The sequence below is a fragment of the Micromonospora sp. NPDC006766 genome (assembly GCF_040636055.1).
Lineage (GTDB): Bacteria > Actinomycetota > Actinomycetes > Mycobacteriales > Micromonosporaceae > Micromonospora.
In genome coordinates this window covers 98,211-111,342 of sequence record NZ_JBEYIX010000013.1, presented here as the reverse complement: position 1 = coordinate 111,342, position 13,132 = coordinate 98,211, and the positions used below count along the sequence as shown (strand labels likewise).

10 protein-coding genes are annotated in these 13,132 nt (G+C 70.7%); 5 read left to right on the top strand and 5 right to left on the bottom strand.

What is annotated here, in order from left to right; all coding sequences use genetic code 11:
• Nucleotides 1-138 precede the first annotated feature (138 nt).
• The gene (locus ABZ671_RS15025) at nucleotides 139-2,181 is read left to right on the top strand and encodes a peptidoglycan recognition family protein (protein ID WP_357857081.1); all 2,043 of its coding nucleotides are present in this window, start codon (nucleotides 139-141) and stop codon (nucleotides 2,179-2,181) included.
• Nucleotides 2,182-2,237: 56 nt separating this feature from the next.
• On the opposite strand, the gene ABZ671_RS15020 is transcribed toward ABZ671_RS15025, so the two are convergent.
• The 3 genes from ABZ671_RS15020 to ABZ671_RS15010 all read right to left on the bottom strand — a co-directional run bounded on the left by ABZ671_RS15020 (nucleotide 2,238) and on the right by ABZ671_RS15010 (nucleotide 6,397).
• Nucleotides 2,238-3,242, bottom strand: a complete 1,005-nt coding sequence (locus tag ABZ671_RS15020) for an NlpC/P60 family protein (RefSeq protein WP_357857165.1) — start codon at nucleotides 3,240-3,242, stop codon at nucleotides 2,238-2,240.
• 326 nt (nucleotides 3,243-3,568) lie between these two features.
• A complete protein-coding gene (locus ABZ671_RS15015) occupies nucleotides 3,569-5,767 on the bottom strand; it encodes a (Fe-S)-binding protein (RefSeq protein WP_357857078.1) in 2,199 nt (732 codons plus the stop codon).
• 366 nt (nucleotides 5,768-6,133) lie between these two features.
• Nucleotides 6,134-6,397 (bottom strand): cell division protein CrgA, encoded by a 264-nt coding sequence (locus tag ABZ671_RS15010; RefSeq protein ID WP_357857075.1) that lies wholly within the window; start codon nucleotides 6,395-6,397, stop codon nucleotides 6,134-6,136.
• 230 nt (nucleotides 6,398-6,627) lie between these two features.
• Between ABZ671_RS15010 and ABZ671_RS15005 the strand changes: the two genes are divergently transcribed.
• Genes ABZ671_RS15005 through ABZ671_RS14990 form a run of 4 tightly spaced genes read left to right on the top strand, consistent with a single transcriptional unit; the run spans nucleotide 6,628 to nucleotide 9,857 of the window.
• Nucleotides 6,628-7,425 (top strand): DUF881 domain-containing protein, encoded by a 798-nt coding sequence (locus tag ABZ671_RS15005; RefSeq protein ID WP_357857071.1) that lies wholly within the window; start codon nucleotides 6,628-6,630, stop codon nucleotides 7,423-7,425.
• Complete coding sequence (locus ABZ671_RS15000) at nucleotides 7,422-8,921, top strand: class E sortase (protein ID WP_357857068.1); 1,500 nt, start codon at nucleotides 7,422-7,424, stop codon at nucleotides 8,919-8,921. The genes ABZ671_RS15005 and ABZ671_RS15000 overlap by 4 nt, the downstream gene beginning before the upstream one ends.
• Before the next feature lie 2 nt (nucleotides 8,922-8,923).
• The gene (locus ABZ671_RS14995) at nucleotides 8,924-9,202 is read left to right on the top strand and encodes a hypothetical protein (RefSeq protein ID WP_357857065.1); all 279 of its coding nucleotides are present in this window, start codon (nucleotides 8,924-8,926) and stop codon (nucleotides 9,200-9,202) included.
• A gap of 4 nt (nucleotides 9,203-9,206) precedes the next feature.
• Complete coding sequence (locus ABZ671_RS14990; protein WP_357857062.1) at nucleotides 9,207-9,857, top strand: aminodeoxychorismate/anthranilate synthase component II; 651 nt, start codon at nucleotides 9,207-9,209, stop codon at nucleotides 9,855-9,857.
• Nucleotides 9,858-9,947: 90 nt separating this feature from the next.
• Here ABZ671_RS14990 and pknB read toward each other — a convergent pair whose 3' ends face one another.
• On the bottom strand, nucleotides 9,948-11,750 hold the full coding sequence (pknB, locus tag ABZ671_RS14985; RefSeq protein WP_357857059.1) for a Stk1 family PASTA domain-containing Ser/Thr kinase: 1,803 nt from the start codon (nucleotides 11,748-11,750) through the stop codon (nucleotides 9,948-9,950).
• Entirely contained in the window at nucleotides 11,747-13,132 is a 1,386-nt protein-coding gene (locus tag ABZ671_RS14980) for a protein kinase (RefSeq protein WP_357857056.1), read from the bottom strand. The genes pknB and ABZ671_RS14980 overlap by 4 nt, the downstream gene beginning before the upstream one ends.

The following is a 13,132-nucleotide window of genomic DNA, read 5'->3' as shown; positions in this document are numbered from 1 at the left end:
TACGCGAATTTTCGATCACGAACGGAGAGAGTGAAGATTTCCTACGGGCTGCATCGTTATCCGGAAAGGTATTGACCGGAAGCCAGGTGCGGAGTGAGGGTGGACAGGCAGTGACCCCCATCTCTATCTGGAGGTTCGATGCACCTCACAGTCCTACCATCGCCCCGACGGGTGCTGTTGGCCGCCGCCGTCGCGGCGGCCACTGCCCTCGCGACCGGCGGCCCCACCGCGGCGGCGCCCCGCACCCCCGGGACCATCGACACCCAGGACCGCCAGCAACAGTACGCCGCCGCGGCAGCCGAGTACGGCGTGCCGCAGAGCGTGCTACTCGGCGTCTCGTATCTGGAATCCCGCTGGGACACCAACCCGGGCCAGCCCAGCACCAGCGGCGGCTACGGCCCGATGCACCTGACCGACGCCGTGCAGGTCGCCTCGACACCGTCCAGCGCCCACGTCGACGAGGACGAGGACCCCCGGGGCGACGAGTCCCGGCCGCTCACCCTCGACCCGGCGATCGCGGCCCGGCCGAGCGGCGACCTGCTGCCGCAGGCGTCGCTGCAGACCCTCGATGCCGCCGCCGACCTCACCGGCGAGTCGAAGGAGACGCTGCGCACGGACGCGGCGACCAACATCCGGGGCGGGGCGGCGCTGCTCGCGTCGTACCAGCGGCAGCTGGGTGGGCCGGTCGGCACCGGCAGCAACCCGGCGGCCTGGTACGGCGCGGTGGCCCGGTATTCCGGCGCGGACACCGAGGATGCCGCGGCGGCCTTCGCCGACGAGGTGTACGACCAGCTCGGCCAGGGTGCCAGCCGAACCACCGACGACGGCCAGCGGGTGACCCTCGCCGCCAAGGCGGTACGGCCGGACCTGTCCTGGCTGTTCCGGCTCGGGCTGCGCCGCGCCGAGCGGCCGGACGGCCTGGAGTGCCCGGTCCGGCTGGCCTGCGAGTGGATTCCCGCACCGTACGCGCAGCTCAGCGCGGATCCGGGCGACTACGGCAACTACGACGTGGGCAACCGGCCCGCCCAGCAGAAAATCGAGTACATCATCATCCACGACACCGAGGGCTACTTCGGTCCCAGCGTCGACCTCGTCCAGCGAGCCGACTACCTCGGCTGGCACTACACGCTGCGCTCAGTGGACGGCTACATCGCCCAGCACATCAAGGCGAAGAACGTCGGCTGGCACGCCGGCAACTGGTACGTCAACGCCAAGTCGATCGGCATCGAGCACGAGGGCTTCGCCGGCCACGGCACCTGGTACACCGAGGCGATGTACCGAACCTCGGCCAAGCTGGTCCGGCACCTGGCGCTGAGCTTCGGCATCCCGCTGGACCGGCAGCACATCCTGGGCCACGACAACGTCCCCGGCATCACCGCCGGGAATGTGGCCGGGATGCACTGGGACCCGGGCCCGTACTGGGACTGGTCGCACTACTTCGACCTGATGAAAGCGCCGTTGAAGGGTACCGGGACCTCGCACACCGGGCTGGTCACCATCGACCCGGACTACGCCACCAACCAGCCGGCCTTCACCGGCTGCAACCAGCAGCCGCCGGGCGTCCCGAAGCCGACGCCGCCGGCCGTGCCGTGCCCGCTGCGCGGCTCCTCGTCGGTCATCTTGCGCACCGCACCGAGCGCTGACGCGCCGCTGGTCAATGATCTCGGGCTGCGGTCGAACGGCACGCCGAACACCATGTACATCTCCGACCACGGCGCCCGCGCCTCGGCCGGCCAGACGTACGCCCTCGCGGACCGGCAGGGGGACTGGACGGCGATCTGGTATCTCGGCCAGAAGGCCTGGTTCCACAACCCGGCCTCCGCACCCACAGCGAAGTGGTCGGTTGGCTTCGTGGTGACCCCTAAGCCGGGGAAGAGCACCATCCCGGTGTACGGACGGGCCTACCCCGAGCAGGCGGCCTACCCATCCACTATTCCGTACCAGGCCATCTCCCCGCTGCAGTACACCTTCAAGGCGGGCCAGCGGTACGCGGTCGGCGGCGTCCTGCCGGGGGAGTACTACCGGGCCGTATCGTTCAACGGCTCAGCACCGGGTGACCGGACGGTCGTCCGCGGCAAGATGCAGTACGTGCAGATCCAGTTCGGCCACCGGATCATGTACGTCAACCTCGACGACGTGCAGATCGTGCCGTCGCCCCTGGGGGCCCCTGGTAACCCCTGACGACACGGAGGCCCTCGGTCCAGTCGGACCGAGGGCCTCCGTGCTGGTCGACCAGATCAGTAGGGCCGGCGGAAGCCGGCGACCGGCTGGTAGGCGATCTGCGCCACCTTCACCGGTTGCCCGGGCTGTGGCGCGTGCACCATCAGCCCGTTGCCGAGGTAGAGCCCGACATGGTGCAGGTCGCTGTAGAAGAAGACCAGGTCACCGGGGCGCGCCTCGGCGCGGGACACGGCCCGGCCCTCGTTCCACTGCGCACCGGTGAAGTGGGTGAGGTAGATGCCCGCCGCCTTGTAGGCGAACTGGGTGAGGCCGGAGCAGTCGAACGAGTTCGGGCCGGTGGCACCCCACACGTACGGGGCACCGGTTTTGCTGCAGGCCGTCTTGATGGCGATCTGGGCGGCGGCGGCGATCACGCCGTCGATCTTCGGGCAGCCTTCGACCCGCACCGACGATTTCGGCAGCATCGCCTTCAGCCGCGTCATCTCGGCGTCGATCTGCTTCTTCTTGGCCGCCAACTCGTCGCGCTGCTTGATCTGGGTGGCGATCAGCGCGTCCAGCTTCTGCTTCTGCGCGTTGTACTTGTCGCGGACGGCGAGCACTTTGGCGATCTGCTTGCGCTGCTGCTGGGCCAGCCGGTCGAGGATGACAAGTTGCTCGGCGAGGGTGCCCGGCTGGGTGTTCACCAGCAGGGCTCCGATCTCCTGCGACGGGCCCGTCATGTAGGAGCGGGCGGCGATGTCGCCGACCTTGTTCATCGCCAGGGCCGACTCCAGCTCCAGCGGCACCATCTTCTTTTCGAGCTCCGCCGACTTCTTCTGGTTGACCTTGAGCTGGGCGCGAACCTTGTTGTAGTTCTCAATGGTTGGCTCGAGCTGTTGCCACTGCTTGTCGATCTGCGCGTCGATCTCGTCCACCGACGGCGGCGCCGCGTGCGCCGGGGCCGCCAGCAGCCCGGCGCCGACCGCGACCGCCGCGACCATGGTGAGGAGACGACGTACGACCCGGCGCGCTCCGAACGGTCGAAGCGGGGGATGGCTCGGGGCGTGACGATCGGGAGGCATGGTTGCCACCGCACGGACTCCTTTTGCACTCGACCGCCGGGCGCCTCGGGTGAGGGAGAATCGAGGCAGACGACCACAGCGGTCGGTGCCTCACCTTAGGGAAGGCGACCGGGTGGAATCAAGGCGGCCGCTTACTCAGTCACGTTTGCGCTATCGCTCGCACACAAGGAGTATTCATTTTTGTTGCAGCCATTGCCGTCAATGCGCCATCAAGGGACGCCGCAGCGCACGCGAGCCGCGGTCGCCATCGCGCTACCTGACCGCGACGGCGGCGACACCCACGCAGGTGCCACCGCCGTCGTGGTCGCCCAATCCCGGTGTACGCCTCAGCCGGCGACCGGCTCGGTCTCCTTGTCGCCGGCCGTGGTCTCCGGTTTGACCGAGCGGAGCAGCACGCTGGCCACGTCGACGACCTCGACCTGCTCACCGGCGCCCTTGCCGTTGACCCCGTCGCTGAGCATCGTCGAGCAGAACGGGCAGCCGACTGCAATGGTCTTCGCCCCGGTGGACATGGCCTCCTCGACCCGGTCCACGTTGATCCGCTTGCCGATCTTCTCCTCCATCCACATCCGGGCACCGCCGGCGCCGCAGCAGAAGGAGCGCTCGCTGTTCCGCGGCATCTCGGTGATCTCCCCGGCGATGGCGCTGCTGAGCACCTCACGCGGCGGGGTGAAGACCCGGTTGTGCCGGCCCAGGTAGCAGGGGTCGTGGTAGGTCAGGCCGCCCGCCACCGGTTGCACCGGGGTGAGCTTGCCGGTGGCGACCAGGTGGGCCAGGAGCTGGGTGTGGTGCACCACCTCGAACTCACCACCGAGCTGGCCGTACTCGTTGCCCAGGGTGTTGAAGCAGTGCGGACAGGTGGCGACGATCTTGCGCTTGCTCTTCTCCCGGCCCTCGAACGCCTCGTTCAGCGTTTCGACGTTCTGCTGGGCGAGCATCTGGAAGACGAACTCGTTGCCGATCCGGCGGGCCGGGTCACCGGTGCAGGTCTCGCCCTCGCCGAGGATGGCGAACGTGACGCCCGCCTCGTTGAGCAGCGTGGCGACTGCCCGGGTGGTCTTCTTGGCCCGGTCCTCGAACGCACCGGCGCAGCCGACCCAGAACAGGTACTCGAAGTCCTCGACCTCGCCGACCCGCGGCACCTCGAAGTCGAGGCCCTTGGTCCAGTCCTCGCGGGTGTTCTGCGGGGCGCCCCACGGGTTGCCCTTGTTCTCCAGGTTGCGCAGCATGACGCCGGCCTCGGAGGGGAAGCTCGACTCGATCAGCACCTGGTAGCGGCGCATGTCGACGATGTGGTCGACGTGCTCGATGTCCACCGGGCACTGCTCGACGCAGGCGCCGCAGGTGGTGCACGACCAGAGCACGTCCGGGTCGATGATGCCGCCCTCGGCGGCGGTGCCGATCAGCGGCCGGTCGGCCTCGGCCAGGGCCAGCACGTCGACGTTCGCGAGCTGCTCCTCGGTGGCCTTCTCCTCGCCGGTCAGGTCCTTGCCGCCGCCGGCGAGCAGGTAGGGCGCCTTGGCGTACGCGTGGTCCCGCAGGCTCAGCACGAGCAGCTTCGGCGACAGCGGCTTGCCGGTGTTCCAGGCCGGGCACTGCGACTGGCAGCGACCGCACTCGGTGCAGGTGCTGAAGTCCAGCAGGCCCTTCCAGGTGAACTGCTCGACCTGGGCGACGCCGAACTGGTCCTTCTCCGGGTCGGCCTCCTCGAAGTCGAGCGGCTTGCCGTCGCTCATCATCGGCCGCAGCGCGCCGAGGCCGGAGCCGGCCGCCTTCTCCGGCTCCCGCTTGAAGAAGATGTTGGGGAAGGCCAGGAAGCGGTGCCAGGCGACCCCCATGGTCACGTTCAGCGAGATCACGATGAGCCAGGTCATCGAGATGACGATCTTGACGAGGGCGGCGACGCTGACGCCGTCCGCCCAGGTCGGGAGCGCGCCGCCGAGGGCGTGGCTGACCGGGGTGGCCCAGAGCGGGTACTCGAACTGGTCGGTGGCGACCTTGAAGCCGCGGATCAGGAAGCCGAAGATCAGGACCAGCAGCACGACCCACTCGACGAAGTAGCCCTGCCACATGGTGGAGCCGGTGAACCGGGACCGGCCGCCGGGCCGGGTGGGCCGGTTGCGCAGCCGGATCGCCATCAGCACCAGGATGCCGACCAGGCCGAGGACACCGATGATCTCGGTGGCCAGGCCGAAGACCGTCCAGTGCCCGATGATCGGCAGCCCACCGCCCGGCGTGACCACCTCGAAGTACGCCTCGAGCACCAACAGCGACAGCACGATGAACGCGACCATCACGAACCAGTGCGCGGCGCCCACCACGCCCCACTTGAGCATGCGGGTGTGACCGGCGGTCTCCACCAGCATCTTCTTCGTACGGGTGCCCTTGTCGGCGAACCGCTCCGGTGCCGGTTGCCCGAGCCGGATGACTGCCACCAGCTTCATGACCGCGCGCACCGCAAGCCCCACCGCCACTGCGGTGATGGCGGCCGCGAGGATCGTGGTGACGATCTGGACGCTGCCCATCGAGTTGGCCTCCCGGTCTGCTGCCTGGTCGAGCGGCTCGGCGACCGGGACCGGTTCCGGGTGGGGGCCGGCGCTCCGCCGCTACCGCCCGCCCCGGCCCAATCGGCCGATGACCTCGCTCCGCTCGGTCATGCAGTGCAGCCTACGCGCAACGTTACCGATCAGTAACGTGAATCATCTCGCACCCGGCCACGCCGCCCTGCCGACACCTTAGGTGGACCGGGCGTGCTACGGCGAGCAGGGGCGGGCAGGGGTGACGTACATCCATGCCACCGGACCTGGTGGAACCGACCAGCGGCGGCCGACCGGGGGAACAGGTCGACGGCCCGGCCCCCACGCGAGGAAACCGGGCCGACGTCGACCAGGTCAGCGCCAGCGAGAAAGCAGGATCAGCGAGGCGACCATCCCGCCGAAGCCCACCGCGAGGTTCCAGTAACCCCACGACATGACCGGGTACTCCTGCTCGGAGAGGTAGTACACGACCAGCCAGCCGATCCCGACGACGATCAGCGACACGGCGGTGATCGGCAGCCAGACCGGGCTAGGCTTGCGCGTCGCCGCCGTTGCGGTCGGACGCACGTCGGTCGGGGGGGTGTACACCTTCTTCTTGCGGACCTGAGACTTGGGCACGGCGCTCTCCAGAGGGGGGTACGACCTCGTCCGGCCTGACAACCGGGCGCGAAGGCGACGGTCCATGGCCAATAATGTTCGAGAGCTAGCGTAGTCCCGACTGACCGTCCAGGCCACGAATGGGGTCAGGCCGGTGCGCGGTGTGACCGAAAAGGGTGGGACTTTTCGGGTCGAGCACACCGGTTCGCGTCGTCGCGGGCCGCAACGAGACGACGAGAAGGGGAGGGCCGGTGGAGTACACGTCCGGTGCCGCCTCCTGGCGGAAAGTTCTCCGTCGGGCGGTCGGCGTGCTGCTGCCCCGCCGTCGGCGCCCCGGCTGGTCGGTGGGCGTACCCCTGATCGCCGCCGCGGCCGGGCTGCTCTTCACCACCACCGCGACCACCGCCGGCGGCACCCCGTTGCGGGAGGACCGCCGACCCCAGCTCACTCAGTTGATCGAGGACCGGCGCGACCAGGTCGCGGCGAGCGAGAAGGAGGCCGCCCGGCTGCGGGCCGAGGTCGAGGAGCAGACCGCCACCCTGGCCGACACCGACGGCCCGATCAAGGCGCAACGGGACCGGGCCGTCGCCAGCCGGCAGGCCGCCGGCTTCACCGCGCTCACCGGCACCGGGCTCATCGTCGAGCTGAACGACGCGGTCCGACGGCCCGACCAGCCGCTACCCAAGGGCGCCAGCAACGACGACCTGGTCGTCCACCAGCAGGACGTTCAGGCGGTCGTGAACGCGCTCTGGGCCGGTGGGGCCGAGGCCATGTCGATCATGGACGTACGCGTGCTCAGCACCAGCGCCGTGCGCTGTGTCGGAAATACCCTGCTGCTGCACGGCCGGGTGTACTCCCCCCCTTTCAAGATCGTGGCAATCGGTGACCCCACCGCCCTTCAGCAGTCGCTTTCGGTGTCGGCGGGGGTCCGGGAGTTCAGACAAGCAGCCGCCGACTACCAACTCGGATACAAGGAGACCGTCAACACGGTCACCGTGCCGGCGTTCGAGGACTCGACGGCTCTCCAGTCCGCGAAGGCCCTTCAGTGACATCGAACGAGCCCTGGGATCGGCCCGGCCGCCACCACGACCACGGTGACGAGGGCACCGCCTTCATCCCACCGGTCGACCGTACGGCTTCGGCCCCACCCCGCGCCGGGGTCGAGCTGCCCTGGCCGGACCCGGCCGAACCCCGCCCGGCGGCTGGATACCCGGACCCGCCGCCGCCGTGGCCCGGCACCCAGGCGCAGCCGCCGACACCCGGCGGTCCGGGGCGGCCCGCAGCCGCCCGCCCCGCGCAACACCCGTCCGGGCCCGCCCCGGCGGAGCGGTGGCGATCCGACCGCCGACCGGAGCCGGCCGGGCCGGCGCACCGCCGCCACCCGGAACCGGCCGGGCCGGAAACCGCCGCGGAGGCACCCGGCCGCCCGGGCGCCGGCGGGCCCACCGCCCGCCCGCCCGCCGGTCCGGTCGCCCCGGTACGACCGGCCGCTCCGACTGACGGGCCCACCGCGTTCATCCCGCCCCTGGGCGACCGGCCCGAGCGTCGCGGCGCCGGGCACCCCACCGAGGGCCACAGCGCGCCTCCGGCCGACGGCGGTCCGGCCCGGCCGGGGCGTACCGGCGACACTGCGGCGGACCCGGCGGCGACCGCCCTGCTCCCGACCGTCAGCCGTCGCCCGGCGCGCCCTCCGGCCCTGGATTCGACCGCGCTGATGGGCGCCGTGCCCCCACTCAGGGACGCCGGTGACGGGGACGGCTCCGACTCTCCGGCCGAGCCGCCACGCCCCCGGCGCGGCGAGCGCGTGGTGCACCTCCGCCCCGAGCAGACCGGCGAGGGCTACAAGAGCGTCTACTCCGAGCTGACCCGGCCCACCGTCGGCTCCCGGCTGCGGACGATCGTGCGGGCCGCCGGCGAGGTGCTGATCACCTTCGGCCTGGTGGTGCTGCTCTTCGCCGGGTACGAGATCTGGGGCAAGACGGTGATCGTCGACGCCCACCAGAACGACCTGAACAGCCAGCTCGAACAGGAGTGGGGCAACGATCCGACGGTCGCCCCGACCGGCCCCACCCCGAAGCCCACGCCACCGGCCGAGGGCAAGCCCGTCGCCGGGCTCTACATCCCCAAGTTCGACAAGCACTGGATCGTGGTCGAGGGGGTCAGCCCGGACGACATCCGGTACGCCCCGGGCCACTACCCGAAGAGCGCCCTGCCAGGCCAGGTCGGCAACTTCTCCGTGGCCGGGCACCGCATCCGGGCCACCTTCTGGCGACTGGACGAGCTGCACCCCGGGGACGACATCGTCGTCGAGTCGCAGACCGAGTGGTTCATCTACAAGGTCTACCAACAGCGGATCGTCCGACCGTCCCAGGACGAGGTGGTGGCGCCCGTGCCGGGCAAACGGGGCGCGAAGCCGACCGAGCGGCTGCTGACCCTGACCACCTGCAACCCCAAGTTCGACAACTACCAGCGGCTGATCATCCACGCCCGGCTCGACCACGTACAGCCGAAGTCTGAGGGCCGCCCGGCCGAGTTGGGGGGCTGACGATGTACGCGTGGATCTGGCGCAGGCTGCCGTTCGGGACGATCGGCAAGCTCGTCGGCTCGCTGCTGCTCGCCACGACGACGGTCGCCCTGCTCTGGTTCGTGGTCTTCCCCTGGGCGGAGCCCCTCCTCCCCTTCTACGACAGCCAGGTCGATGACTCGGGCGTGCCGGGCGGCGACCCCGCTGGGCAGTTCAACCTGCCCAGCGGGTCGCCCCACGAGGAGGAGATCCCGTACAGCACGGAGACCAACAACCCCCCGCCCACCACCCCGAACAGGTGACCCGATGCGCGTCCTGGTGATCGACAACTACGACTCGTTCGTCTTCAATATCGTGCAGTACCTCGGCCAGCTCGGGGTGGACTGTGAGGTCCGGCGCAACGACGAGATCGATGTCGCCGAGGTGGGCCGGCTGGGGGCCAGCGGCGTGCTGTTGTCGCCCGGTCCGGGCAGCCCGGACCGCGCCGGCATCTGCCTCGACGTGGTGCGGGAGTACGCCGGCAAGCTGCCCCTCTTCGGGGTCTGCCTCGGCCACCAGGCGATCGGCGAGGCGTTCGGCGCGACGGTGGCCCGGGCGCCGGAGCTGCTGCACGGCAAGACCTCCGAGGTGAGCCACCACGGCGTCGGGGTGCTCGCCGGCCTGCCCGACCCGTTCACCGCCACCCGCTACCACTCGCTCGCCGTGCTGCCGGAGACCCTGCCGGAGGAGCTGGAGGTCACCGGCTGGACCGGCTCCGGCGTGGTGATGGCCATGCGACACCGGACCCTGCCCATCGAGGGGGTCCAGTTTCACCCCGAGTCGGTGCTGACCGAGGGTGGGCACCTCATGCTGGCCAACTGGCTGGCCGTCTGCGGCTACCCGGAGGCGCTGGAGCGGGCGCCGGAGCTGGCCGCCGAGGTGGACGCCCGCCGCCGGGCCGCCTTCGCCGCCGCCTGACCCGCGCCGCCCGGCATTACCTTCGGGTACGCGACGGTGCGGTGTCCCGGTCACCCGGGCACCGCAACGTCACGTATGTCGTGGTCGGCCCTACCGGATGAGCTGCCGCGACGGCGACGGGTCCGGGAGAGGGAAACCGCCACCGTTCCCAGGTGACGAGGGCTGGCCGGTGGGCGTCGGGTCCGCGGTCTCGGTCGGCTCAGGCTCCGGAATGTCGACGTAGATGGTGACCTGCTTGTCCTTGGGCAGTTTGGTGCCCGCCTTTGGGGTCTGGGCGCTCACCTTGCCGGCCTCACCCGCCGGTTTCTCGTCACCGTCCCGAACATTCACGTTGTTGTACCCGGCCAGCTTTAGCGTTTTGATGGCCTCGTCCTTGGGGTAGCCGAAGACGTTCGGAACCTCACTGACGTTGCCGTTGGAGACCTTCACCTTGATGGTGGTGCCTTCGTCCACCGCAGTGCCCTGCTTGGGGTCGGTGCCGAGGACCGTGTCCTTGGGCGCGCTGTCGTTGGCATAGACCGGATCGACATGGAAGCCCAGGCCCTCCAACTGCTCCTTGACGTTGTCGTACCGGCTGCCGACCACCGGGGGGATCTTAATCTTGTTCGGGCCGCCGCAGACCTGGTACGTCACGTTCTGGCCCTTTTCCAGCGCCGTACCCGGCTGCGGACTCTGCTCGACCACCTTGCCCTTCTCGCAGGTGGCGTTGAGCACCGGCTCGCCGGGCACCGGTACGAGGCCCAGCCGCTGGATCTCGCTGCTGGCGTCCGCCACGCTCATGCCCTGCACCCTTGGCACCGACACGCTCTCGGGGGCCTGGTTCATCAGCAGCGCGCCGACCAGGGCGATCACCGCGAGGACGCCGAGCCCGGCGAAGCTGGCGATCACCCAGGCGGAGCTGCGGCGCTTACGCGGGTCACCGACCCGGGCCGGGACCTGCTGCCGGGCCTGCGGCCCCATGACCTGCGTCTGGTAGCCGGCCGCCGCGGCGGCGGGCGCCATCGGCATGGTCTCCTCGACCGGCATAACCGGGGTGGCCAGCACGGGCCGCCCGGCGGCGGCGCGGAGCAGGTCCGCCCGCATCTCGCCGGCGCTCTGGTAGCGGTTCAGCGGGTTCTTCGACAGCGCCTTGAGGACGATGGCGTCCACCGCCGGGTTGACGTCCGGGTTGATGTTGCTCGGCGTCGGCGGCGCCTCCCGTACGTGCTGGTAGGCGACGCTGACCGGGCTGTCCCCGACGAACGGCGGGTGCCCGCAGAGCAACTCGAACAGCACGCAGCCGGCCGCGTACACGTCGGAGCGGGCATCGACCGCCTCGCCGCGCGCCTGCTCGGGAGAGAGATATTGGGCGGTGCCGATGACCGCGCTGGTCTGGGTCATCGTGGTGGCGCCACTGGCCAGCGCCCGGGCGATGCCGAAGTCCATCACCTTGACCTGGCCGGTCTGGGTGAGCATCACGTTGCCGGGCTTGATGTCGCGGTGGATGATGCCGTGCCGGTGGCTGAACTCCAGTGCCGCGCACATGTCGGCGCAGATCTCCAGCGCCCGGCGCGGCTGGAGCCGCCCCTCGACGCCCAGCACCTCCTTGAGGGTCCGCCCGTTGACGAACTCCATCACGATGAACGGCAGCGTCTCGCCGGTGGGCGCCGTCTCCTCGCCGGTGTCGTACACGGCGACGATGGCCGGGTGGTTGAGCGAGGCGGCGTTCTGCGCCTCGCGGCGGAACCGCATCTGGAAGGTGGCGTCCCGGGCCAGGTCCGCCCGGAGCATTTTGATCGCGACGTCCCGACCGAGCCGGAGATCACGACCGCGGTGCACCTCCGCCATGCCGCCGTAGCCGAGCAGCTCGCCGACCTGGTACCTGCCACCGAGCAGGCGGGCCTGCGCTGTCATCGCGTCTCTCGTCCTTTGCTCGTTGTCGTGTCGCCGCCAGCCGGCTGGAGCTGTACCCATCGACGGTACGGCGTCCGAACCTGATCGTCTCCTCCGTGAACCCGCATCGCGCCGGAGGTTACGCGCGCCGGAGCGAGCGCGCCGGGGTCGCCGGTCGCCGCATACGCCCGGTAGTAGTAGGAAATCACGCCCGAGCACAGAACGACCAGTACGGCCAGCGCGATGGCGGCCAGCCACAGCCCGGGCCGGCTGCGGCGGCGCGGGGCTGGCAGCGGCGGAGCCGAGGCGACCGGCGGCCGGGCGTACCCGAGGGGGTTCTGCTGCCGGGGCGGTGGGACCGCGGCGGCCGCGCGTGGGGCAACCGGCGGGTACGACTGCGGGGCGACCGGCGCCGCCACGGGCGGGCGCGACGCGACCGGTGGACGGGCGACCGCCACGGGCGGGCGGGGCTGCGGTCGGGCCGCCGCCGGGACCTGCGCCCGGGCCGCCACCGGCGCGGCCGGCGAGGCTGGCGAGGACGGCGCGCCGGAGATCGGGCGCGGCTGGCCACCGCGTGCCTGCTGGGACAGGGCGAGCTTGGCCTGCCGGGCGACGCTGGCCAGGGCCGCGGCGCTCGGCCAGCGGGCCCCCGGATCCTTGGCCATGGCCCGCTCCACGATCGCCTTCACCGGCGGCGGGATGTCGGAAGGAAGTGAGCGGGGCGCCTCGGTCACGTGCTTCATGGCGATTTCAAGGGGGTTGTCCCCCTCGAAGGGCCGACGACCGGCGAGGCACTGGTACGCGACCACGCCGAGCGCGTACACGTCCGAGGCGGGGGTGGCCACCGCACCGGTCGCCTGCTCGGGCGAGATGTACGACGCCGTGCCGAGCACCGAGCCGGCGGCGGTGAGCTGGCCCACCAGGTCGGAGCGGGCGATGCCGAAGTCGGTGAGCACCAGCGTGCCGTTCGGGCGGACGAGCAGGTTGCCCGGCTTCACGTCGCGGTGCACGATGCCCTTCTCGTGGGCCGCGTGCAGGGCGTCGGCGGCCTGCGCCAGCAGGGCCATGGTCCGCGCCGGGGTGAGCCGTCCGACCCGACTGAGCGTCGACGAGAGCGCGTCGCCCTCGACGTACTCCATGACGAGGAAGGCGATCTGCTGGTCGTTGCCGAAGTCGTAGACGTCCACCACGCCGGGGTGGTTGATGGTGGCCATGGTCCGCGCCTCGCCCCGGAACCGCTCGGCGAAGCCGGGCTCGTCGAGCAGTGCGGGCAGCAGGCTCTTCACCGCGACGGTACGACCCAGCACCTGGTCGGTGCCGCGCCACACGTCACCCATGCCGCCGCTGGCGATCCGCTCGTCGAGGCGGTAGCGGTTGCCGAGCTGCACTCCCGGGCTGAGCAT